We start from the raw sequence: 24,015 nt of genomic DNA, 5'->3' as shown, positions 1-24,015 counted from the left end.
CTGGTGCCCAGCTATTGCTCAGTGCAAGGTCAACCCGCGAGGTGCTGTTGGGCGGCGGAGACTAGGAGAGCATCCTCCTCGAGCCCTAAGGCATAGATCTTGCGGTACAGCGTTGTGCGTCCGATGCCGAGGAGGATAGCAGCCCTCGAGCGGTTCCCGTTCGCCTGACGCAAGGCGGTGACGATCTCAGAACGTTCGGCGCATTCGATTCGAGTCAAGGTGTGTCGGTTTGCCGCGTCCCACATTTGTTCGGGGAGATGGTAGGGACTCACCGGCTGGCCGGGGAATTCTCTTGCCAGATTGTTGACCAGTCCATCCAGCTCGGCGATATTTCCTGGCCAGTGCCAGCGCAAGAGAACCTGCATCGTTGCCGCGGACAGTATGGGATGTTCATCTTGGTCGAGCCGTTCCAGCAGCGCGGCCGTGATCCCTGGAATGTCTTGGCTCCTGCTCGCCAACGGGGGAAGGACAGCACCCCTTGTTGCTTGGGCAACAACGCCAAGCGCGGTGTTCGAACATCGGCTCAAGTCCGCTGTCATGATAAGTCGCGCATATGTCTCGGGCGACGCCTCGATGGGGTTATCGGGGCAACTCGAGAACCTGGCGCTGATAGCCTTCGTCGCGTTGAGCTGGCTGATGGGCAAGTCCTCGAGTCGTCGGATGACAACAGCCCGCTGGGAGCTTAGTGCTTCAGCGGCCTCGGTCCGCCAGGATGGTCGTGACTCAAGATCGCCTGCCTCGAGAATAATGGGCTCAGGTTGTCCGATCGAGCGCAGCCAGTCGAGTGCCACATGCAACTTCCCCGAACCGCTGGGTCCAGTGATCGAAAGTGCGGCTGTGTTTCGCGTCGCTGCACGGTGCAATTGGGTGACGAACTCATCGTGTGTTGGCGTGTCGACTTCTCGCTTCTGAGGTTCGCCTGGCCGTCGTCGGTTGAGGATCTCAACGGCAAAGGCAGGTTCGTCGCCGAGATCTTCGAGCCGGTGAGCGAGCGCCCTCGCCTGCAAGGTGTGGAGGTTGAGGTCCAGCAGGCGTGGCCCTTCGGACCAGTCCTGGGACATCAGTGACTCCCACAGCCGCGCGTGGCTCTCGACGTTCAAAAACGAAAGCCCAGTGACGTTACTCATCACGGTATCGCTGTTGAGAACGATGACCGGACCTCTGTCACGATGACGTTGATAACTTCGGCCAAGCGCGAGTTCGCGCCAGCCGACGTTGCGGCCGAGACTGTCCACGATCTGATGGGCGCCCTCACGGACTAGGGCAAGCATGTGCTTCTCGGCTGCATCCGCCGGAGCGGCCAATGATAGCGAGCCAACCAGCCGACCTGTTGCTGGATGCCGAATGCCCACGCCGGCGCAAGCGAGCTGTTCGAGCGCTTCGTTGAAGTGTTCAGGACCTCGTATGAAGACAGCTCCCCCCTCTTGCATGGCGGTGCCGAGTCCATTAGTGCCGATCCTCTCCTCTGAGAAGTCAAAACCCTCAGCGGCGCACGCATTGTCGAACCTGGTACGTTCGCTGTCACCAGCGACGCGACGGGCCACGATCTGACCGGTTCGGTCAGCAAGAAATACCGAGGTGCCGAGATCCTGGAGTGTTCCCTCTAGCCGATCGAGAATTGGGCGTGCGGCGCGATACAGTTCGCTATCTGAATCGAAGTCATTGACGTAATGCAATGAGTTGGGTTCGACCGTTGCGCCCGCACTTATTGAGCGTCGCCAACTACGGTCGATCTGTTCCGGCAACCAGTCGGGATGCCCACTCCCACTTCGCAGCAGACCGCGCGAAATCAAAGTCTCCTTCGCGGAGCGAATGGTGTCGGGCATAAGCGTGCCGCTCGTCGTGAGTTGAGATACGTGGGTCACGTTTCCAGTATGTAACGAGCATCACATCCTGACTAGAGCTTAGGCGTGTCGATTGAGACTAATCCCACTGTCTTTAATGCTGTGGGCGCATAGATCTCGCCACACTGTGACTTCTGGGCAGCCTTGATTTGAGTCCTCGGCGTGCTAAATGTTGTTTCAAAATGGAACACAAGTCGGGCCAAGCCGCACACCTAGCATTGTGTATCACAAGCAACGTGGCTTGCATCACACTCCTTACCCCGAGCGATGGCAGTCACAGACCCGAAAGGAGTGAACCATATGACGATCCCAACTTCCGTCTCTCAGGACCCGCTCAAGGACCTCTACGTCGACTGGTCTGAGATCCTCGCGACACAGCCTGACTTGACTATGCGGCTTTTCCGCAGCATCTTCGACGAGTGGCATCAGCCCACCAGGGAGCCCGAGGGCGTGACGTACGCCGAGGAGACCGTGGGCGGCGTTCCCGGGATCTGGTGCCGACCGCTCGGCGCTGACACCACCAAGGTGCTTCTCTACACCCACGGTGGCGGGTTCGCTGTCGGGTCAGCCTCGAGTCATCGCAAACTTGCAGCTCACATCGCTAAAGCACTGGGCGTCGAAGCTTTCGTGCTCGATTACCGTCGCGCGCCCGAGCACCCGCACCCCGCCGGTCTTGAGGACACTGTCTCGGTCTTCATTGCGCTCAACGACACCGGAGTAGCTGCCGAGAACATCACGACGATCGGAGATTCCGCTGGCGGTAACCTAGCGGTCGCGACGGCCCTCGCGCTCAAGGACCGGGGTAAGCCGCTGCCGGGTCGCGTGATCGTGTTCTCGCCCTGGCTCGACATGGAGAACGCCGGCGAGACGCTGGTCACCAACGACGTCACGGACGCGCTGATCACAGTCCCGCTTCTCGAAGGAATGATTGCCGGAGTCCTCGGCGACCAGACCAGCCCAAAGGCTCCTCTCGCCAACCCCCTCTACGGCGACTTCACGGGCTTCCCGCGCCTCTACATCGCCGTCGGTGGTGATGAGTCCCTGCTCGACAACTCGACCCGCCTCGCCACGCTCGCCGAGCAGGCAGGGGTTGACGTGACCCTCTCCGTCGTCGAGGGGCAACAACACGTCTTTCCCTTCAATGCCGGTCGGACCACACCGGCAAACGACGAGATCACCCGAATCGCCACCTGGTACGGCGCCTGAGCGGCCTGGTCAGATCGCATTGGAGAAGATGAGATGATCACCCAAAATAGCAACCATGCTAACGCCGCCGCGGTCTCTGCGCCCGATTACGACGCGATCGTGATCGGAGCCGGATTCGGCGGCATCTATATGCTGCACAAGCTGCGCGACGAGCTAGGGCTATCTGTCAAGGGGCTTGAGAAGGGCGGCGGCATCGGCGGTACGTGGTACTTCAACAGGTACCCCGGCGCCAAGTCGGACACCGAGGGCTTCGTGTATCGTTACTCCTTCGACAAGGACCTTCTGCTGGAGTACGACTGGGCCACTCGATATCTGGAGCAGTCAGACATCCTCGCCTATCTGAATCACGTGGTGGATCGCTACGACCTGCGTCGAGACATTCAGCTCAACACCGAAGTGACCGGCGCGATGTTCGATGAGAACACCGACCTGTGGACGATCACCATCGCGAATGGCGAGCAGTTCACGAGCCGATACGTGGTCAACGGGCTGGGCCTGCTGGCTAGGACCAACATCCCCGACATCCCCGGCCTTGGTGCTTTCTCTGGCAACCTGGTGCACACCAACGCCTGGCCAGACGACTTGGACATCACAGGCAAACGGGTTGGCGTAATCGGAACCGGCTCGACCGGCACCCAGTTCATCGTGGCTGCCGCACAGATGGCGAGCCACCTCACCGTCTTCCAGCGCTCGCCGCAGTACTGCGTGCCGTCCGGCAACGGTCCAGTAGACCAGGCCGAGGTTGAGCAGACGAAACAGAACTTCGACGCCATCTGGGACCAGGTGCGTAACTCGGCCGTCGCCTTCGGTTTCGAGGAGAGTGCCATCGAGGCGGCCAGTGTCTCCGAGGAGCAGCGAAACCGGGTCTTCCAGGAGAACTGGGACAAGGGCAACGGGTTCCGGTTCATGTTCGGGACCTTTGCAGACATCGCCACCAACCCAGACGCGAACGCTGCCGCCGCCGCGTTCATCCGCTCGAAGATCGCCGAGATCGTGAAGAACCCAGAGACCGCGCGCAAGCTCACCCCGACCGGCCTCTACGCTAAGCGTCCGCTGTGCAACGAGGGCTACTACGAGACCTTCAACCGGCAGAACGTCGAACTGGTCTCGATCAAGGAGAACCCGATCGAGGAGATCACGCCAGCTGGCGTACGTACCGCCGACGGCGTCGAGCACCAGCTTGATGTCCTGGTCCTCGCCACCGGGTTCGACGCGGTGGACGGCAACTACCGGGCCATGGATCTGCGCGGTCGTGGAGGGAAGCATATCAACGACCACTGGGCGGACGGACCGACCAGCTACCTAGGCGTCACCAAGGCCGGTTTCCCGAACATGTTCATGATCCTGGGACCGAACAGCCCGTTCACGAATCTGCCGCCGAGCATCGAGGCCCAGGTCGAATGGATCGGCGACATTATCGGTGCCGCCGAGCGCAACGATGCACGTACCGTTGAACCAACCAAGGAGGCGGAGGACGGCTGGAACGCGACCTGCAACGAGATCGCTAACATGACCCTGTTCCCGAAGGTGGACTCCTGGATCTTCGGGGCGAACATCCTGGGCAAGAAGCGCTCCGTCATGTTCTACATGGGTGGGCTGGCCAACTACCGCGCTCAGCTGGCTGAGGTCAAGAACGACGGCTTCCGCGGGTTCGAGTTCGACAAGACGCCCGAGCCGTCCTTCGCCTAAGACTCGACCTGCGGCGGAGCCCAACCTACGCCGCAGGTCGCAAATCACCCCCCCCATGACCTAGAACATAAGGAGCAGACAATGACTCGACGACTGGATGGCAAGGTGGCGGTCATCACCGGAGCCTCGATGGGCCAGGGCGCAGCTGAGGCTCGACGCTTCGCGCAGGAGGGAGCACGCCTCGTGCTGTGCGACCTGCCCTCTCGCATGGCTGAGCTTGAGATTCTGTCCGAGGGACTGCCCACAGAGGCGATCACGCATATCTTCGATGTCACCGAGGAGGCCGCCTGGCAGTCCGCCGTCGAAGGAGCCGAGTCGGCGTTCGGCAAGCTGGACGTCTTGGTGAACAACGCTGGAATGCTCGACATGAACGGCGTCGAGGACACCTCGCTGGAGACCTGGAACCGAGTCGTGTCGGTCAATCAGACCGGCGTCTTCCTCGGGATGAAGGCAGTTGTGCCCGCGATGAAGCGTGCGGGCGGCGGCTCGATCGTCAACATCTCCTCGATCTTCGGCCTCATCGGCAGCGGTGGCGCCGCAGCATACACGAGCACCAAGGGCGCCGTGCGGTTGCTCAGCAAGACGGCCGCAGTCGAGCTTGCGAGTGTTCCGATCCGGGTCAACTCGGTCCACCCCGGTGTCATCGACACTGCGATGGTGACCGACGGCGTACCGGACGAGGTGACCACCGCCCTTCTGGCTGCGACACCTCTGGGCCGCAAGGGCAGGCCGGAGGAGATTGCGGCGGGCGTGGCGTTCCTGGCATCTGATGAGGCGTCGTTCATCACAGGATCGGAGCTCGTCATCGACGGCGGCTACACCACCGGCTGACCCGCGCAACCAACGCCGCGGCCCGGCGACAGCCATGAGCGTCGCTGGGCCGCAGAGCGGCTTCGACCAACGACCCGTCCATCACCCGTCGCCCCGAAAGGCCCCGACATGCGTGCGTACGCAATCTCCGAGGGAAGCACCGAGATCTCCGAGCTCACAATCCCCACTCCCACTCCTCACGGCACCGAAGTTCTCTTGAAGGTCATTCGCTCGGGCGTCTGCCACACTGACACCCATCTACGAGCCGGCTACTACGACCTTGGCCGCCGCGGGAAGCTCAACCTCTCCGACCGTGGGATTCCATATCCCCTCGTGATGGGGCATGAGGTTGTCGGCGTCGTCGAAGACCTCGGACCAGAGGTCGACGGGCTCAAGTCCGGGATGACGCGACTGATCTTTCCCTGGCTCGGGTGCGGCGAGTGTGCTCCCTGCCAGGCCGGTCGAGAGAACGCCTGCCCGCGCGGCCGCCACCTCGGTGTCGCACGCCACGGCGGCTACGCCGACTACATTCTCGTCCCGCACCCGCGATACCTCCTAGACATCGAGGGGCTCGATCCCAGCTGGGCCGCAACTATGGCGTGCTCGGGACTCACCGCCTACAGTGCTGCCAACAAGGTTCTGCCCCTGCCAGCAGCGTCCCCGGTGGTGGTGATCGGCGTGGGGGGCGTCGGGTTGACCGCGGTTGCCACATTGCATGCCTTGGGCCACCCGGCGATCTGTGCAGTCGACATGTCCGACGAGAACCTCACACTCGCGCGCGGCCTGGGCGCAACGACCACCGTTTTGGCCGACACCGACGACCTCGTGCGCGATGTCACTGAGGCTACCGGAGGCCCTGCCGCCGCCATCATTGACTTTGTCAACAACGACCGCACCGCCCCCGCGGGATTCGACATGCTCGCCAAGGGTGGCCGTATGGTTCAAGTGGGCCTCTTCGGCGGAGACCTCACCATTCCCACCGCACTGTTGGCCCTGAAGATGGTCACCATCGAAGGAAGCTTCGTGGGATCGCTCGCCGAGCTGCAAGAATTTGTGCGGCTCGCCCAGCAGGGAAAACTCCCTGAGATCCCACTTATTGAAGGCCGACTGGACCTCGATGGCGTGCGCGAATCCCTTGACCGTCTCACCGCTGGCGGAGTTCCTGGCCGGATCGTCCTGAGCGGGGAGAACCGGTGGGCGCATACATCACCGCTAATCCAACCACCAGTGGCGAGGTCCCAACCCTTGAGATCATGAGTGACCACGACGTCGCCCAAAAAGGTCGATCGCGCACATGCTGCGCACTTGAAGCGGAGAGCTGCCGAGATCGCACTACGCGTTGGCCCCTACAGCGCATTACAGCAGTTGAAAGCATGTAAACGATCTCGCGGAACTCTCCACGTATTCGAATGTTGCCAAACAGTATCGAACGATACCTAATCACTCATTCGAGGAATGAGTCGACTTAGCATACATGTTCGATTGTGGTCTAAACGCGGCATGAGCTCTACCCCTTCTGAACCGCGAGCCAGAGCTCTGAGTGCAGCGGCGTCCAGTCCTGCGCGTACACCGTGGTCACCAGCTCAGGTCCCTCCACCGGGCTGTAGGGATTGGCCGGGAACCACTTACCATAGGCATCCTGCCACAGCTGCTGAACCGATTCGACCTCAGCATCAGCAGAGGCCAGCACCAACCAGGTGTGGGCAGGGACCTGGGATGTCTCCAGTCCGTGCTGGCTGATGATCTGCTGGTCGGGCTTTACCTTGGTCGCGGCAGCCAGCCAGAAATCGAACATGCTTCCATCATCGCGGCCTTCTTCGAACTCAGCGCATACCGAGAACACTCCTGTGGGCTCGGTGGTAGAAAGTGCATGGATCGCCTCCAGGGTCTCTTCGCCGACGTCCTCCTGAAATGCGATCATCTCCTGATTGGGGCCGTGGTAGATCATCGGCATCCTGCGGCGCCTTCCCACCAGGGTGAAAGCGTCCTTGGTTTCCAGGCGGTATTCCATCTGGTCTGCCCCTTCAATGCTCAGTGCGAACCGCAGCATCGGCTGGGCCCGCAGCGCGGTGCCGGCTCTGCGCGCGTCCTGGGGCCCAACCCCATGGACGGCGCGGAAAGCGCGGCTGAAGGCATCGGCGGAAGCGTAGCCGAACCGCACGGCGATGTCCTGAATGGCGTCCTGCCCCTCCAGCACCGCAGCGGCAGCGACGGTGAGACGGCGCCGCCGGATGTAGTCCGAGACCGGCATCCCGGCCAGCGCCGAGAACATCCTGCGGAAGTGATACTCCGAGGTCAGGGTCAGACGTGCGAGTTCCCGCACATCAATCGGCTCCTCAAGACTCTCTTCAATGCTCAGGACTGCGGCGTTCCACTGGTCCATTCCGATACCTCCTTTCTGACAGATTCCACATTAGAAGCGCTCACGGGCCTCATGTTCGACTATCTGTGCCCCATCATGTCGGATCAGGACGTGACCGCACCCAGAGACATCTGGGGTTGCGGATACGCTGATGGTCATGGCCAAGAAGAAGTCGACCACGGGATTCGAATGCACTGAATGTGGCTGGCAGACCGTCAAGTGGGTCGGCCGTTGCCCGGAGTGCCAATCCTGGGGAACAGTTGCTGAGAAGGGTGTGGTGACGGCGAGCACCGCGCCCGCGCGGAACCTTACCGCTCCGGCGCAGGCCATCGCGGAGGTGGACTCCTCCGTGGCGGAGTTCCGGCCCACTGGCATCGGAGAGCTGGACCGGGTACTCGGTGGTGGGCTGGTCCCCGGAGCCGTCATCCTGATGGCCGGTGAGCCCGGAGTGGGCAAGTCCACGCTGCTGCTGCAGGCCGCGGCGGAAGTCGCCAGAAAACACTCCCAGCAGAAGGTCCTCTACCTCACTGGAGAGGAATCGGCCGCCCAGGTGAAGAAGCGGGCAGAGCGGATCACCGCACTGGCCGATGGACTCTACTTGGCCGCCGAGTCCGATCTGGGTCAGGCGCTGGGGCAGATCGAGGAGGTTGACCCGCAGCTGACCATCATGGATTCGGTGCAGACCCTGTCCTCAGCAGAGGCCGACGGTGCCGCAGGCGGTGTCACTCAGATCCGTGAGGTGACCGCCTCAATGATCGAAGCCGCCAAACGCCGCAATATGACCACGATCCTGGTCGGCCATGTCACCAAGGACGGCAGCATCGCCGGACCGCGCATGCTGGAGCACTTAGTGGACGTGGTCTGCCAGTTCGAGGGCGACCGGCACTCCCGGCTGCGGCTGCTGCGGGCGGTCAAGAACCGCTACGGACCCACCGACGACGTCGGCTGCTTCGACCTCACCGAGGACGGACTGGTCTCACTGGCCGATCCGAGCGGACTGTTCGTTTCCGCGATGACCGAGCGGGTGCCGGGCACCTGCATCACCATCACCCTGGAGGGCCGCAGACCGCTGACCGCCGAGGTGCAGGCCCTGGTGGCTGAGTCTCAAGCCGCCCAGCCCCGGCGCGCGGTCTCCGGGCTGGACTCGCCACGGGTCTCGATGCTCCTGGCGGTGCTGCAGCGCCGCGCCAAGCTGGCGGTCCTGATGAAGTCCGAGGCCTATGTGGCCACCGTGGGCGGGGTCAAGATCACCGAGCCCGCCGCGGATCTTGCCGTGGCGATGGCGGTGGCCTCCGCCGCGCTGGAGAAGCCGCTGCCCAACAGGTTCCTGGCCTTCGGAGAGGTCGGTCTGGCCGGAGAGGTCAGACCGGTGCAGGGGCTGGCCCGGCGTCTCCAGGAGGCCAAGCGGTTGGGATTCACCCACGCCATTCTGCCCAAGAACCGCAGTGATGACAGCTACGGGATTCCCGACGGACTGGCGGTGCGGGAAGTCGGATCACTTCCCGAAGCGCTGGATCTCGTGCTGTTCTAAAGGGTGAACTCTGCTCGCACGAAGATGGGGGTACTGGACCTTTTGTGCACAGTAGACAATCTAAAGACGTCAGACGCTCAACATGATGAACGTCGTGATAAGTATGATGACCACGACGACTCTGATAATGATGTTCCACCGGACGAGGCGTGTGAATCGACGCTGATCATCCTCTGTCTGCTCCGATGGCGGGAGCGCCTTGTACCATTGCATGGCAGCGTATGAGTAAATCAAGCCCACTACGGGCACTATAGATAGCAAGCAGCCGCACGATAGTCGAGTTCTTATTTCGCTGGAAGATTCTTTATCGTTCTGTTTCGCATTTCCGTTTTCCAGGTTTCTCACTCGTTTTTCCAGCGCGCTGTATTGAAGGCGACTTACTGCGCTACGTGGGATGATGGCTTGAGCGAAGCCGATTATCCATACAGAAAGATACACGCCGAGGGTGCCTATCAGGCTAGCAAGCTGTCTGTCGGGAACGTCAAGCGTTACAGGAATCTCTGTTGAAAAGGACAGGAAAACGAATGTCAGGCCAATGGCGGCGAAAGAGCTGAGAGTCGCCTCCCACGGTTTCCTGGATCGCACACAGACGAAGCCGTAGGTGACAGGTATCAGGATGAGCAGGGAGCTACTCATCAGCCACGCAGACAGCTGAGCCTGTGTTGTGGAAGATTGGGAAGTAAGCAGCCACGCGATTCCTGCACAGAGACCAAGCACAAGGAGAACGAGCGCAATATGCAGCGCCCACCAGCGTTTACCGATGGTCTTGCCGACCCCTTCGCCGAGTGATTCCTGAAGAGCTCTTAAGCGCGCTATCTCACGGTTTCGACTGACCTTTGTCACGATATGGCGGATGTTTTTCATATCTCCCGCCGCGCTCACATCGGCGGCAAAGAATATAGTCAGCCCACCGAGGGCGAGTACACCGAATAGGCTTGTGTAATCACCTTCATCCGGCGCTGTGTTCATTGCGAGTCTCAAACCTTGAACGGTGAGTAGGCCCGCGACGATGCCAACGATATCGCCGACCAGCGCGTATATTCGCCGTCTGGCTAAAAACTCATGATCTCTGGGTCGCGTGATTCCCGGTACTCGCACCATCACCTGGAGCGCCACTGCTGCTGTGGTGACGATGGCCATGGCTCCCAAAACCAGATCTGCGCGATATTGAGGCGCAATTATTCTCGGGGTGAGGTCAAGACTTGCGGTCATTTGTGCCAACACCGCGTAGAGCACAAAGGTGAAAACGCCAACAAGCAGGTACGTGAAGATTCGCTGAGCGATGATTTCTGCCAGGCGATCTCTTTCATCGGCTATAGTCTGTTCATCCTTCGGAGTGTGCTCTGCTTCCCGAGGACCGCTAGGTGAGGGCTTCTCCTCCGTCGGTGCCGAATCAGCGACTGTGTTCGGATACTGGTTGGAACTGCCATGTGACGCCGGTTCCGCGTTCGCTATACCTGAGGTGCCGTCAGCGTCATTTATCCGGGTAACTCTTCCCTGGCGGTTCTCTTTGTTGCGACGAATCAAGAGCAGCGTGTTCTTGGCTGAGGAAACAAAAACAGTGATGTCTCGGGATCTTCTCACTTCATTCATCCGATTTCTTCGTAACTCTTCTGCAGTGCATATGTTCCGCGTTCAACATCTTGTCGAGGTATGCGAACTCTCCCCTTGATTCGTGGACTCGCCCTTGGGCGGTGGGTCCCCGATGTGAGAAATCGTACCCTGTGTCTCGCCTTACGCTGCCAGGAGCTCAGAGAATCGAAATGGTGAGGCAGGCCCATCCAGACCTTGGATAATGAGCGCGCGCTAGAGGCCGGGGAGGTACGCCACGGCGTCGTCGTGCTCGCATTCGGCAGCCTCCAGGAGGTCAACCAACATGGTCCGGACCAGCAGCACCAGTGCCTCGCCCTCCAGATCGTGAATGTCCAGCCGCTGAGGATGCATCTGGGTGGCCACAGCCGCCAGGGAGTCCCGGGCGGTGTCCATCCAGCGGTCGAAGCCCGGCCCGGACTCGCTGAACGCCCGGGAGAGCTGGACTGTGGCATCGGCCAGGTCATCCAGGGCGGTGGCCAGGTTGATGGTGCCGGCATCGCTGAGCGCGGCATGGTCGATGGTGCTCACTGTGCGCCGGGCCACCACTCGTAGGCTTCGCACGGCAAGATCCAGTTTGTCCGCTGTCCGGTCCAGACGGCGAACATAGTGCCGGTGCCGCCGGTGCGCCGGAGAGTACCCGGTCAGCTCTTTGGCGGCCGAAAGAGCCTTGGTGGTGTCGTCCACCTGCGCCTGCAGGCCCCGCGCGCGGATCAGCGCATGCCAGGCCTGCCGGGAATCCGAGGTGCGAAGGGCCGCAGCGGTGTCCCGGAGTGAGGCGGTGAGCTGATCGGCAACGCCCTTGAGCTCCCGGACCGGTTCTCCGCGCGGATCCTTGGGCGTGATCAGAGTGATCAGCAGAGCAGTGGTGCCGCCGACCACGGCGTCCACCGAGCGGGTGAAAGGTCCGAGTGCGGCATCGGCCGGGACCGGGACCATCACCACCAGCAGAGCCTGCAGCCCCATCTGCATGGCGAGCATCGGCCCTGGATCCAGGAAGCGCGCCAGCATCACCGCCAGAAAGACCGCGAACACAGCGGTCAGAATCCCCGCCCCGAGCCCCAGAGTCAACATGTCCGCCAGCAGCACCCCCAGGGTGCATCCCACGGCAACCTCCAGCACTTTGCGCAGGCGGGGCTCCTTGGTGAAGCCCATGGCGATCAGCGCGGCAACGGCGGCGAACAGTGGTGTCTCATGGCCCAGCACCTGTTCGGAGACCAGATAAGCCCCCACGCCTGCGGCGGTCATCTGCAGCGCCGGCAGCATCGAACGGCGGGCACGCACAGCACCTGCGCGACTGCGGTTGGCGACCACCCGGCGTGCCGAACGCAGCAGGTGCTTCAGATGGCCAGGACGTGTGCTCACAGGAGAAGTCTAGAGCGGTCTCGTCTCAGAAGCGGTGCGCGAAAACTGTGGGAATGGGAACTCTCCAGTGGGGTGGTCCTCCAGTTTTCACACATGGGTTGGGTCAGGGAGCACACCGGGAAGGGCCACGACGCCACCGCGCTGCTCGGCCAGACCGTCGCCCAGCAGAGATTCCAGGCAGCGGTGCCGCTGATCCATGTCCGCAGCCGGCAGCGGGAGATCCTCGATCAGTGGCTGCCGCCGGACCGGCCCGCCGGCGCGAAGAGCGGCCATCAGTGCCCCGCGGACCTGCCGGTCGGTGCCTTCCCAGGTCTGCCCCCGGGTTTGCTGCTCATCGGTCGGCGGCGGTGATCCGGCCAGGCGCCAGGCACACAGTTGCGCAAGAGGGCACTCATCACACTTCGGGGAGCGTGCGGTGCACACCAGCGCACCCAGCTCCATGGTTGCGATGTTCCAGACACAGGCGAACTGCCCGCCGTCGCGCTCAGGGTCCGGAAAGACATCGCGGGCGAGCTTCCGCTGCTCGGCGGTGTAGGTCTTGCCGGGAAGGGCATGGCCGGAAAACACTCTGGCGTGGACCCGCCGAATGTTGGTGTCGACCACCACCTCCGGTGCCCCGAAGGCGAAGCAGGCCACCGCTGCCGCGGTGTATTCGCCGATTCCCGGCAGCGCCCGCAGCTGGTCCGCCGCAGAGGGGACGTGGCCGCCATGCTGGTCGTCGATTGCCTGGGCCGCCTGCTGCAGGCGCAGCGCCCGCCTCGGATAGCCCAGCCGGTCCCACACGGTGAGGATCTCAGCGGCCGGTGCCGCGGCGGCAGCCTCTGGAGTCGGCCAGCGGCGCATCCACTCCTGCCACCGCGGCAGGACACGAGCCACGGGAGTCTGCTGCAGCATCACTTCCGAGACCAGGACGCCCCAGGCGGAGCACTCCCGACGGCGCCAGGGCAGATCGCGAGCGGCATGCTGATACCAGGAGATGGCGGCGGTATGTACGGGGCCGGGTGAGACGACGGCATCGGTCGCAGGTGCTGACATGGGACCTCTATTGCCCTATACCCGTTCGTAGAGGGTGCGCAGTTCCGGAGGGATCGGATAGACGATCCGGTGACCCTTGTGGGTAGGAACCTCGCCACCGCGCGCCCTGCGACCAGTCTCAACACCAAAAAAGTTGATGCCAGCAGCCGCGGTCAGAAACACGGGGCCGAAGGTCAGCAGCGCGCCGGCGACCCACGGCCACAGGCTGGGGCTCTCCATAGACTGCGCCAGGCCCGACCAGCCGCCTGCGAAGAACAGGCACAGCACACCGCCGAGGGTCAGCACTATGCCCAAGAACCAGCACAGACCGGCAGCAGGCGCCACATCCGGCTCGGCGTCGGTGATCACCGTGTTCTCCTTCGGAGACGCTCGGAAGATCAGCCAACCGCCCACAAGACCCCATGCGGCCACCACCAGATAGGCCGCGACCATATCGCTGGGCCGGTGCCACGCCTCAATGAACAGATAGGTGCCCCAGCCGCCGCCCCAGAGCGCGGCGAGCACGCCAAGCGCCGGGCGAGCCTTGGGGCTGGCCACCAGGAACACCGCCACCGCCACCGACGCAGCGATAGTGGTGTGGCCGCTGGGCAGAGAGTTGTTCGTCCAGTAGGTCGGGTTGCCCACCAGATCCGGCCGGTCGAGGATTCCGTACTTGAGCACCTGGGTGGAGATGTTTGCCGCCACCACCGTGCCTGCGGCGATCAGCCCGGCCAGGTACTTCTGGCCGGCCAGGACGATAGTGGCGAAGATGGCCGCGGGAGGCGCCACGATGATCACCGCGATCCACCGGTTCTGCGGGTTCAGATGCGGCAGCGGATGCTCAAAGTGGTCAGCGGTCAGCCGCATCACATTGTCCAGGAACTGCCCAGACTCGGTGCGCACAAAGTACTCGTACACCGCCAGGAAGAGCACCCCGCAGATCAGAGTGGCGACGATCCATAAGCCAGTGCGCCGGGCCGGCGCGCGCAGCGCAGCTGAAGACATGCGAATATTGTCCCAGCTGAGCATCCATTCACCGAACATAGACTTGAGAACTGTGTTGAACCATCCTCTGCCTGGCCCTGATGAGCTGCTCGACAGCGCGCGGCCGGTCGCTCTGCCCATGCGCACCACGTTCCGCGGACAGACTGCCCGGGAGGTCATGCTGCTGCGGGGGCCCGCCGGCTGGGCCGAGTTCGGGCCCTTCCCCGAGTACCAGGCGGAGGAGTCCGCTCACTGGCTCCGAGCGGCCCTTCATACCGGGTGGCGGGGGCTGGGCGCTCCGCTGCGGACCCAGGTGCCGGTCAATGCCACCCTTCCCGCGGTCGGCCCCGAGCAGGTGGAGCCGGTCCTGAGCAGGTACGGAGACCTGGATGCGATCCCCGCAGTCAAGGTCAAGGTCGCAGAGCCCGGCCAGAGACTGGAGGACGACGTCGCTCGCCTCGCCGAGGTGCGCAGGCTTATCCCGAAAGCCGGAGTCCGGGTGGACGCCAACGGTGCCTGGAGCATCCCCGAGGCAGTGCGCGCCCTGGGCCGGATCGCTGAGATCGCCGGGGAGAGCATGGAATACGCCGAACAGCCCGTCGCAGGCATCGAGGCGCTGGCCGATCTGCGCGAACAGCTTCACGAGTCGGGTGTCATGGTGCGTATTGCCGCGGATGAGGCAGTGCGCAAATCAGATGACCCGCTGCGTGTGGCCCGGCTGGGTGCTGCGGATCTCATCGTGGTCAAAGTCCCTCCCTTGGGCGGGGTCGACCGGGCGCTCAGTATTGTGCAGCAGGCCGGAATGCCTGCCGTGGTCTCCTCCGCCCTGGACACCTCGGTCGGTCTGAGCGCCGGACTCGCTCTGGCTGCGCGATTGCCTGAGCTGCCCTATTCCTGCGGCCTGGGCACGGTCACCCTGTTCGCCGGTGAGCTGGTGACTGAGCCGCTGGTGCCCTCCGGAGGCGTGATCCAGGTGCCGGTGGCAGAGACCCCAGCAGGCGCCGTCGTGCGGTCCCCCGAGCCGGATCCGGAGCTGCTCGACCGGTTCCGCATCACCGGTGATCGGGAGTCCTGGTGGTTCGACCGCCTCCGTGCGGCCTACGATGTACTCCATGTCAGCTGAGAGGGGCCCGTTCCGGGAGTTCGACGACTCCTATGACGCCGAATCGCTCCGGCTGGCCAGGCGGGTCCTGCGCGGACTGGCCATTCAGATGCGGCATGTGGTGCTGGCCCCCGGTTCGCGGTCGGCCCCGCTGGCCTATGCGCTGGCCGAGGCCGAACAGCTGGGCACCCTCACCACCCACGTCCGCACCGACGAGCGTTCAGCGGCGTTCACCGCGCTCGGCATCGCCCTGTCCACCGGTCAGCCGGCCGGCGTGGTCACCACCTCCGGCACAGCAGCCGGAAACCTGCTGCCGGCAGTGATGGAGGCCGATATGTCCGGGGTTCCGCTAGTGGTCATCACCGCGGACCGGCCGGAGGAGCTGCACGGAACCGGGGCCAACCAGACGGTCTGGCAGCGGGGCATGTTCACCGGCCGGGTGCGCGATGAGCTGCACCTGGAGCAGACATCGATCGCCGAGGGCGAGCTGCGGCTGGAGCCGGTCTCACGCGATGACATGCTTGCCGCCGAAACTCAGGCTGCGCTGCTGGTCCGGGCGGCGAGCACGGCCACAGCACGGTCCGCCCCGGGTCCGGTGCACCTCAACATCGGGTTCACCGACCCGCTGGTGCCCGCTGAGCCAGAACGTCTCTGCCGTGCCGTGCGGCCCCTGACCCCGACTGAGCATCTGCAGGCCGCGGAGGCTCTGGGTGCCCTGCGGCCCGGCAGAGGTTCCGCCGGGACTCAGGACGTCGCCGCACCAGCAGTTCCGCCCTCGGGGGCAGGCAGGGTGCTCTTCGTCATGGGGCATCAAGCGCCTGCCGAAGCCGTGGAGCTGGCCCGCCGACTGGGCCACCCCATGCTCGCCGAACCGACATCTGGTGCGCGATGGACGGACCTGGGGCCGGTGCAGGCATATCGGCTGCTGCTGCAGCCCCCGCCAGGCTCTTGGTCAGCGGAGCTGCTGGCGGGGGTGGAACGAGTGGTGGTTGCCGGACGCCCCACACTCACCAGGCCGGTGCAGCAGCTGATCGCGCGGAAGGATCTCCAGGTGGTGCAGTACGCCCCGGCCGCTGAGCCCTGGCACGATGCCAGGCTCCCGAGGCGGGTGATCACCGGCAGCCAGGAGTTGGCTGAGTTCGCGGGTGCTGCCGAACCGGCCTGGGCCCGTGCCTGGGAGGAAGCCGGGCTGAAGGCCCAGAGCGCGGTCGATGCGGTCCTGCGTGAAGAGGACGACGACGCCGGGGGCCTCAGTTCGGTGCGCGCAGCACAGTTTGTGGCAGAGACAGTGCGCACCCCGCTGCTCCTGGGGTCCTCCTCGGTGATCAGGGATGTGGACCTCACCGTCGCGCTGACCCGCAGACTGCCCGGCAGCACCAGGAGACCCGCCGCGTCCGCCCGATCCCGGAGAATCTATGGTCTGCGTGGAATCGCAGGGATCGACGGCAATGTCTCCGCTGCGGCCGGCATCGCGCTGACAACTGGTCAGCGGGTCACTGCGCTGGTGGGTGACCTGACGTTCCTGCATGATGCCAATGCGCTGCTCATCCCCTCCACCGAGCAGACACCGGATTTGGATGTGGTGGTGATCAACGATTCCGGCGGGGCGATCTTCGACCAGCTGGAGCATGGTGAGGTCGGCCGCCGTCCCGGTCTGGCCGAGATGGTCGAAAGGCTCTTCGGGACCCCGCAGACGGTGGACCTTGAGGCGCTCGCCGACGCCTACCAGCATGAGTACATCTATGCAGAGGATCTTGATGAGCTGAGCCGGGCGCTTGCCCACCCCGATGACCGGCTCGGCATCAGGATCATCGAGATCCGCACCGACCGCAGTCGGCTGCGGGACCTCCACGCGAAGATCGCAGAAGCCGTCGCTGAGCTGTAGGGAGGACCCTCGGTGGGCAGATGCGCATTCTGCGTGCATGCATCATTTCTGAGGGGCTGACACGCTGGAGCTGCTGCTGGGGACCAAATGATCGCACTGCTCAGAGCGGACAAGGTGCCAGCCCACGCTGAGCGACGTCCGTTCCGCCCGGCCCACCACGCCCACTTCGTCGCCGGTCGCCCAGACTGCCTTGCCAACCGGTACTTGCCCGCATCGACCGTCCAGGCCGCCCTGCCAACTGATTTCTCCTGCTACCAACCTCCATTTCCGTGGGCTACGGGATTTCAGGTTGGCAGGGCCGGTGGGGGTGGAAGGAGACGGCGATTTCAGGTTGGTAGGCACAATGGTGAGGGGCCAGGGACTGGGCGTGTGAGGGGTGACCCGCCATGCGATCCGGCAGATCTGACATCTCGCCCACCCCTGGAGACTCTGCGGGACGGGCTGGATGCAGTCGATGTTGTACGGGACGATCCAGGCAGCGCCGGGCTCAGCAACAACTGGGAACGTGAACTGTTGAGTCAGCGGTGCCATTCTCTGATCAGCGGGGCTAGCGGAACTGTTCCAGCCCCAGCGCCTCGAGCATAGGAGTGAGCTTCACCCGGGTCTCGGCCAGCTCAGCCTCGGGCTCGGAGCCCTCCACCACACCGCATCCGGCGAACAGCCGCAGCGTACGCGGATCCTCCAGCACCCCGCCGCGAAGAGCGATTCCGAAGTCCGCGTTGCCCCGGGTGTCGATCCATCCCACCGGCCCGGCATAGGGCCCGCGGTCCATACCCTCAAGCTGGGCAATCAGCTCTGCGGCCGCCGTCGTGGGTGTTCCGCAGACGGCAGCGGTGGGGTGCGCGGCCTCCGCGATCCGCAACGGGCTGGGCAGCTGTCCGGTGGAGTCAGGGCAGAGGGTGCCGGTGATATCGCTGGCAAGGTGATAGACATTGGGAAGCTGCAGGACGCTGGGCTCATCGGGGGCCTGCAGAGTCGCGGTGACCGTACTCAGCTGGTCCAGCAGTGAGGCGACCGCCAGACCGTGCTCACGGTGCTGCTTGGCATCCTGCACCAGGACCGAGGTGCGTTCAGCACGGTCGATGGTCCCGGCCAGCACGCGAGAGGACAACTGGTCACCACGCAGCCTGACGAGCATCTCCGGGGTCGCCCCGACCAGCGCTTGCGGAGCACCCGGCACCGCAGCCACACCATAGGTCCAGGTCTGCGGGTACTCGGCGGCCAGGCGGGCCAGCAGTACCCCGGTGGGCACTGGTGCGGAGGCTGAGACCAGCACATCTCGGGCAAGCACCAGCTTCTCCACGGTTCCGTCGTGAATAGCCGAAAGCCCCGCCGTCACGCCGTCGAGGTACTGCCGCTCGGATTGGGCGCCGGGCAGCAGGGAGGTGTTTGGCACTGTGCGGCCCACCGGTGGGCCGATGGTGGTGAGCAGCCCGTGATGATCCATCCGTAGCCCGTGCCTGCGCAGAACCTGCTCGCCAGGCTCGTGCCGCTCCGTGATGCACAACACAGTGGCACGGCCTGCCTGGTGCCGGATGAGCACCTCCGGCACGATCAGTCGTGATGCATATTGCGAGTCCGCGGCGAAGGTGACCGAGAGGAATGCCACAGGATCATCTTCCGCGGTGGCATCCGAATCGCCATTTTCGGCCCCCACATTCAGCGTACCGATCCACGCCTCCCAGAAGGCGGCAAGTTCTGCGAACCGTTGTGGCCCCGCCGCCGTTGCGCTCGCCGCGACTCCGAGCCCGATCATCCCCTCACCCTCGCGGATCCAGACTCCGCTGGGGCTCAGCTGCGGCAGTATGCCCAGCAGCCCGTGATCGAGATCCACGTCCACCACGCTGGTGTGGCGAGTATCCGGGGGAGTAGGCATGGCCTGACCATCTTACGCGGCTGCCAGGCGAAACGTACCCGGTGTGATTCGTCCGCAGAGCCCTGGTGAGGCAAGGGGGGCGTGGCTCATGCGAGAATGCTGGGGTGAATCGCCGCGCAGGGAACCGGGCCGACCTGGACAAGAGACCGCAGGACGTCGCGTCCATGTTCGATGATGTCGCTGAACGCTATGACATCACCAATGACGTGCTCTCCTTCGGTCAGACCGTCCGGTGGCGGAAGAGGCTGGTGGATGCGCTCGCGGTCAAAGCCGGGGAGCAGGTGCTGGACCTGGCCGCCGGGACCGGGACCTCCACCGTGCCCTTCCAACGTGCCGGTGCCACCGCCGTGGCCTGCGACTTCTCCATGGGCATGCTCCAGGTGGGCAAACGACGGCACCCGGAGCTCACCTTCGTCGCCGGAGACGGGATGGACCTGCCGTTCGCCGATGACAGCTTCGACGCCGTCACCATCAGTTTCGGGCTGCGCAACATCGCCGATGTCTCGGTGGCCCTGCGGGAGATGCTGCGGGTGGCCACTCCCGGCGGTCGGCTCGCCGTCATGGAGTTCTCCGACCCGACGTTCGCACCGTTCAACGTCATCTACAACGAGTACCTGATGCGTGCCCTGCCGCCGGTGGCGCGGGCGGTGTCCTCCAACCCGGAGGCCTATGTCTACCTGGCCGAGTCCATTCGGGCCTGGCCCGACCAGGACCATTTGGCAGCCATCATTGCCGAGGCCGGGTGGTCCCGAGTGCGGTACCGAAATCTGACCGGGGGCGTCGTCGCCATCCATCATGCCTACAAGCCCGGCGGCACCAACTAAGCTTGACCCCGATGACCGAACCAGCACACACCCCCACCATCAATCTGCCAGCAGGCTTTGATGTGCTCGCTGCAGACGAGCAGCTCAGCGCCCAGGTCACCGAAGCGCTCGACGCCGTGGAGGAGCAGCTTCTGGCCGCGCTCTCCAGCACCGATGAGCTCGCCAACAGCGCGGCTCGTTATCTTGCTGAGGCCGGAGGCAAACGAGTGCGGCCGCTGCTGACCATTCTGACCTCATTGCTGGGCAGCGGCATTGATGGACGGGTCCTGCGGGCTGCGGTGGTGATGGAGATGACCCATCTGGCCACTCTGTATCACGATGACGTGATGGACTCCGCCCCGCTGCGGCGCGGCGCACCCAGCGCCCACGAGGTGTGGGGCAACTCGGTGGCGATCCTCACCGGCGACCTGATTCTGGCCCGGGCCTCACAGCTGATGACCGAACTCGGGGACGAAGGCTCGAAGATCCAGGCCGAGACGTTCCAGCGGCTGGTGATGGGTCAGCTGCACGAGACCGTCGGCCCACGGGAGGGCGAAGACCCCTACCAGCATTACCTGCGGGTGATCGCGGACAAGACCGGCGCCCTGGTGGCCTCGTCGGCCCGGCTCGGGTGCTACTATGGGGGCTCGGAGCCGGAGGTCTCCCAGATGCTGCAGCAGTACGGAGAGGCAGTCGGCATCGCCTTCCAGCTGGCCGACGACGTCATCGACCTCACTGCCGACGGCGCGTCCTCCGGCAAGACTCCCGGCACTGACCTGCGTGAAGGAGTGCCCACTCTGCCGGTGCTGCTGCTGCGCAGGACCGCCGAAGATCCTGCTGCGGAGAACAATGAGCAGGCTCGTGCAGTCCTGGCCCTGGTCGAGGAGGATCTGAGCGGAGATGCTGAACTGGCTCAGGCGGTGGCGGCTATCGTGGCCCATCCGGTGACTGATGAGTCGTGGGAGGTGGCCCGCAGCTGGGCTGCCAAGGCCAAAGAGTCGATTTCACCGCTTCCGGAGTCCACGGTGAAGTCCTCGCTGCTGAGCTTCGCTGATGCCGTCGTCGAGCGCCACGGCTAGCCGTCTTCCAGATTCCCTGCCCGCGCTCTGCAGCCGTGGGTGTTGCCGTGTGACGTTCAGCCTGTACAGTGCGCAGGCTGTGAAACTGTGCGCGGGTTATTTCCCGCGCAGGTGCGCATAACGTGCGCACTTAGTTGTCATCCGCAGGTTTGCACAACACGCGCACTGTGGGGCGGTCGGGGTCCTCAGGCGTGCGCAGTCAGGATCTGTTCCAGTGCGGCGGCCAGCTCGCGGGCGAGCCTGGCCCGATAGCCGACCTCCAGCGGGTGGCGGATCTGCCGGTAGAGCATATCGTCGCCGTAGCGGGGGAAGACGTGCAGGTGGTAATGCCACACATGCTGGTTTCCGGCGGGCTCATTATGCTGCCGGACGCTGGTGCCTTCGGGGTTCCACGCGAGTTTGATCGCCAGGGCCACATGCCGGGAGAAGAGGCTGATCTTGGTCAGCAGCTCGTCCTCCAGGTCATAGAGGGCCTCCCGGTGGGCAGTGGGGATGATCATCGCGTGGCCGGCATGGGGACCGAACCCGTCGCAGGCGATGAACACCAGCAGGTCCTCGTCCTGGTAGACCAGGTCGCTGAGCTCACAGCGGTTGCCGTGGTCGGAGACGTCGCCGGCGGCGAACTGGCAGAAGGGGCAGATGTAGCCATCAGGCGCGTGGGAGTGCCACAAGTCTCGGGTGTCCATGCTCAGTCCTCTTCGAAGGAGAACTCAAGCAGGTCGAACAGGAACTCGCTGACAGTGGCTCCCTCAGGGGACCATTGGTGTTTGTCGTTATTGCGCCGGTGGACGAGTGGGTCGGGCACCATGAGATCGGCCAGCTCCACGCCCCAGGCCCAGTGCTCCTCCTCGTCCTCCAGGAACAGCAGGTACCCCTCCTCGGTCACCAGCTCGTCGGGGTCGAAGATGAAGTGGTAGGCCTCCAAGATTTCCTCGCACCGCCCCAGGGCCAGGTAGAGCTCCTCCAGCACCAGCGGAAGCTGTGTGCTGCCGGGCAGTTCGGAGTCGGCCAGCAGATCCCTGAGCTCCTCGCTGGTGAGTCCCTCCCGGTCAGTCCACTGGTCATCCAGGTATTTCGGGACGAGGGCCTTGAACTTCTCCAGGAACATTTCCGCCATAGAACTCACTCTATGCGATTCCATCCGGGCGTTCCTCGACACACTCTGACGGTACTTTGGACTGCTCTGAGTCCCATAAGCAGTCAGACTGCGCCCCCGAACGGGAAGAAGGAGAAGGGGGTGTTGCGTTGACTAATAAGGCATACTGTCCTGAGGTAAATTCGCGCGCAGTGCGCGCACGATGAAAGGAAACCCGCCGCACCGTGTCTGAATCCGCAGTGTCTGAGACTCACAGCTTCCGGCCCATCCGCGTCGCAGTCATCGGTGCAGGTCCTGCCGGGGTCTACGCATCGGACATTCTGGCCAAGTCCCAGAAGAAGCATGACCTGCGCTTCTCGATCGACCTCTTCGACCGCTACCCGGCTCCCTTCGGGCTCATCCGCTACGGCGTGGCCCCGGACCACCCTCGGATCAAGGGCATCGTCAAGGCGCTGCACAAGGTGATGGACCGCGGCGACATCCGGCTGCTGGGCAATGTCAACATCGGTACTGACCTCAGCATCAAGGACCTGCGGGAGCACTACGACGCGGTGATCTTCGCCACCGGCGCCATCAAAGATGCTGAGCTGGACATTCCCGGAGTCGATCTTGAAGGGTCCTTCGGAGCCGCTGACTTCGTCTCCTGGTACGACGGTCACCCCGACTACCCGCGCGAATGGCCCTTGGAGGCCGAGCAGATCGCGGTGATCGGCAACGGCAATGTGGCCCTGGATGTGGCCCGGGTCCTTTCCAAGCACGCCGATGATCTGCTGATGACCGAGATTCCCGAAGGCGTCTACCAGGGGCTACAGGCTTCTCCGGTGACCGATGTGCATGTCTTCGGCCGCCGCGGACCCGCCCAGGTGAAGTTCACCCCCTTGGAGCTGCGCGAGCTCTCGCACTCACGCGATGTGGACATCGTGCTCAACGAGGAGGACTTCGACTTCGACGAGGCCTCCGATGAGGAGATCAAGACCAACAACCAGGTCAAGACCATGGTCAACACCCTGGCCAACTGGATGGTGGAGCAGGAGGAGCGTGCGGCCTCTGATGAGCCGGAGGCCTCACGCAGGCTGCACCTGCACTTCCTGCACCAGCCGGTGGAGATTCTGGAGGGCAAGAACGACGACGGCTCGGGCACTGGCAAAGTTGCCGGGATCCGCTTCGAACGGATGGAGCTTGACGGCACCGGCAATGTGGCCGGCACCGGCGAATACCTGGACTATGACGTGCAGGCCGTCTACCGTGCTGTCGGCTATCTCGGTTCCGAGGTGGAGGGCATTCCGTTCGACGAGCGCAAGGGCGTGATCCGCAATGAGGAAGGCCGGGTTCTCGATGAGCAGGGCCGCCACATCCCAGGAACCTACGCCACTGGGTGGATCAAACGTGGCCCGGTGGGGTTGATCGGCCACACCAAGGGTGACGCCCTGGAGACCATCGACTGCCTGCTCAGTGACGCCGGTCGCCTGCCGCAGGCGCAGAACCCCGAGGAGGATGCGATCACCGCACTGCTGGAATCACGCGGTGTGGAGTACACCACGTGGGAAGGCTGGCTGAGACTCGACGCACACGAGGTCTCACTTGGGTCTGCGGCCACGGAATCCGGGCCTGTGCAGCGGGAACGTGTCAAGGTCGTGCCTCGCGAGGACATGGTGAGGATCTCCCGCGCTTAGCGCTGGCTCTGCGGCGCGAAGCCACGCGTGAGGAGCGGAGCGACGACTTCAGGTGCGATGGTCAGCGGCAGCTGACCGAGAGGCTGGCGGGGTTTCCCCGCCGCCG

At 63.9% G+C, this 24,015-nt stretch carries 19 protein-coding genes; 10 read left to right on the top strand and 9 right to left on the bottom strand.

Annotated features, from left to right (window positions below; genetic code table 11):
* Positions 1–29 precede the first annotated feature (29 nt).
* Positions 30–1,865 (bottom strand): sigma-54-dependent Fis family transcriptional regulator, encoded by a 1,836-nt coding sequence (locus DVO78_RS13965; RefSeq protein ID WP_120005597.1) that lies wholly within the window; start codon positions 1,863–1,865, stop codon positions 30–32.
* Positions 1,866–2,144: 279 nt separating this feature from the next.
* Between DVO78_RS13965 and DVO78_RS13960 the strand changes: the two genes are divergently transcribed.
* From DVO78_RS13960 to DVO78_RS13945, 4 genes are all read left to right on the top strand, one after another.
* Entirely contained in the window at positions 2,145–3,050 is a 906-nt protein-coding gene (locus DVO78_RS13960; RefSeq protein ID WP_120005595.1) for an alpha/beta hydrolase, read from the top strand.
* A 33-nt stretch (positions 3,051–3,083) separates the two neighbouring features.
* Positions 3,084–4,739: a flavin-containing monooxygenase gene (locus DVO78_RS13955; RefSeq protein ID WP_120005593.1), complete on the top strand. Its 1,656-nt coding sequence runs from the start codon at positions 3,084–3,086 to the stop codon at positions 4,737–4,739.
* Positions 4,740–4,820: 81 nt separating this feature from the next.
* Positions 4,821–5,570, top strand: a complete 750-nt coding sequence (locus tag DVO78_RS13950; RefSeq protein ID WP_120005591.1) for an SDR family NAD(P)-dependent oxidoreductase — start codon at positions 4,821–4,823, stop codon at positions 5,568–5,570.
* Positions 5,571–5,678: 108 nt separating this feature from the next.
* Entirely contained in the window at positions 5,679–6,806 is a 1,128-nt protein-coding gene (locus DVO78_RS13945) for an alcohol dehydrogenase (RefSeq protein ID WP_120005590.1), read from the top strand.
* A 250-nt stretch (positions 6,807–7,056) separates the two neighbouring features.
* On the opposite strand, the gene DVO78_RS13940 is transcribed toward DVO78_RS13945, so the two are convergent.
* On the bottom strand, positions 7,057–7,932 hold the full coding sequence (locus DVO78_RS13940) for an AraC family transcriptional regulator (RefSeq protein ID WP_120005588.1): 876 nt from the start codon (positions 7,930–7,932) through the stop codon (positions 7,057–7,059).
* A 136-nt stretch (positions 7,933–8,068) separates the two neighbouring features.
* Between DVO78_RS13940 and radA the strand changes: the two genes are divergently transcribed.
* Entirely contained in the window at positions 8,069–9,442 is a 1,374-nt protein-coding gene (gene radA / locus DVO78_RS13935) for a DNA repair protein RadA (RefSeq protein WP_202912200.1), read from the top strand.
* A 69-nt stretch (positions 9,443–9,511) separates the two neighbouring features.
* On the opposite strand, the gene DVO78_RS13930 is transcribed toward radA, so the two are convergent.
* The 4 genes from DVO78_RS13930 to DVO78_RS13915 all read right to left on the bottom strand — a co-directional run bounded on the left by DVO78_RS13930 (position 9,512) and on the right by DVO78_RS13915 (position 14,416).
* Positions 9,512–11,035, bottom strand: a complete 1,524-nt coding sequence (locus DVO78_RS13930; protein ID WP_120005584.1) for a hypothetical protein — start codon at positions 11,033–11,035, stop codon at positions 9,512–9,514.
* Between the two features lie 213 nt (positions 11,036–11,248).
* Positions 11,249–12,397, bottom strand: coding sequence for an FUSC family protein (locus DVO78_RS13925; protein WP_238385317.1), 1,149 nt, complete (start codon positions 12,395–12,397; stop codon positions 11,249–11,251).
* 87 nt (positions 12,398–12,484) lie between these two features.
* Entirely contained in the window at positions 12,485–13,432 is a 948-nt protein-coding gene (locus DVO78_RS13920; RefSeq protein ID WP_120005582.1) for an HhH-GPD family protein, read from the bottom strand.
* Positions 13,433–13,447: 15 nt separating this feature from the next.
* A complete protein-coding gene (locus DVO78_RS13915; RefSeq protein WP_157984049.1) occupies positions 13,448–14,416 on the bottom strand; it encodes a phosphatase PAP2 family protein in 969 nt (322 codons plus the stop codon).
* 118 nt (positions 14,417–14,534) lie between these two features.
* On the opposite strand from DVO78_RS13915, the gene DVO78_RS13910 reads away from it, so the two are divergent.
* Entirely contained in the window at positions 14,535–15,518 is a 984-nt protein-coding gene (locus DVO78_RS13910; RefSeq protein ID WP_238385321.1) for an o-succinylbenzoate synthase, read from the top strand.
* Entirely contained in the window at positions 15,508–17,382 is a 1,875-nt protein-coding gene (gene menD / locus DVO78_RS13905) for a 2-succinyl-5-enolpyruvyl-6-hydroxy-3-cyclohexene-1-carboxylic-acid synthase (protein ID WP_120005580.1), read from the top strand. The genes DVO78_RS13910 and menD overlap by 11 nt, the downstream gene beginning before the upstream one ends.
* A gap of 547 nt (positions 17,383–17,929) precedes the next feature.
* Here the strand turns inward: menD and DVO78_RS13900 are convergent.
* Positions 17,930–19,258: an isochorismate synthase gene (locus tag DVO78_RS13900; RefSeq protein WP_120005578.1), complete on the bottom strand. Its 1,329-nt coding sequence runs from the start codon at positions 19,256–19,258 to the stop codon at positions 17,930–17,932.
* A 104-nt stretch (positions 19,259–19,362) separates the two neighbouring features.
* Here DVO78_RS13900 and DVO78_RS13895 point away from each other — a divergent pair, with 104 nt between their 5' ends.
* On the top strand, positions 19,363–20,082 hold the full coding sequence (locus DVO78_RS13895; protein WP_274380772.1) for a demethylmenaquinone methyltransferase: 720 nt from the start codon (positions 19,363–19,365) through the stop codon (positions 20,080–20,082).
* Positions 20,083–20,093: 11 nt separating this feature from the next.
* The gene (locus DVO78_RS13890; protein WP_120005573.1) at positions 20,094–21,140 is read left to right on the top strand and encodes a polyprenyl synthetase family protein; all 1,047 of its coding nucleotides are present in this window, start codon (positions 20,094–20,096) and stop codon (positions 21,138–21,140) included.
* A 185-nt stretch (positions 21,141–21,325) separates the two neighbouring features.
* On the opposite strand, the gene DVO78_RS13885 is transcribed toward DVO78_RS13890, so the two are convergent.
* Together DVO78_RS13885 and DVO78_RS13880 are read right to left on the bottom strand one after the other, a co-directional pair.
* The gene (locus DVO78_RS13885; protein ID WP_120005571.1) at positions 21,326–21,826 is read right to left on the bottom strand and encodes an HIT family protein; all 501 of its coding nucleotides are present in this window, start codon (positions 21,824–21,826) and stop codon (positions 21,326–21,328) included.
* Positions 21,827–21,828: 2 nt separating this feature from the next.
* Positions 21,829–22,257 (bottom strand): hypothetical protein, encoded by a 429-nt coding sequence (locus DVO78_RS13880; RefSeq protein ID WP_120005569.1) that lies wholly within the window; start codon positions 22,255–22,257, stop codon positions 21,829–21,831.
* 203 nt (positions 22,258–22,460) lie between these two features.
* On the opposite strand from DVO78_RS13880, the gene DVO78_RS13875 reads away from it, so the two are divergent.
* On the top strand, positions 22,461–23,909 hold the full coding sequence (locus DVO78_RS13875; RefSeq protein WP_120005567.1) for an FAD-dependent oxidoreductase: 1,449 nt from the start codon (positions 22,461–22,463) through the stop codon (positions 23,907–23,909).
* Positions 23,910–24,015: the final 106 nt, after the last annotated feature.

The organism is Nesterenkonia muleiensis, from assembly GCF_003600155.1.
In the GTDB taxonomy this organism is placed as follows: Bacteria; Actinomycetota; Actinomycetes; order Actinomycetales; family Micrococcaceae; genus Nesterenkonia; species Nesterenkonia muleiensis.
This window is presented reverse-complemented; position numbering and strand designations above follow the sequence as displayed.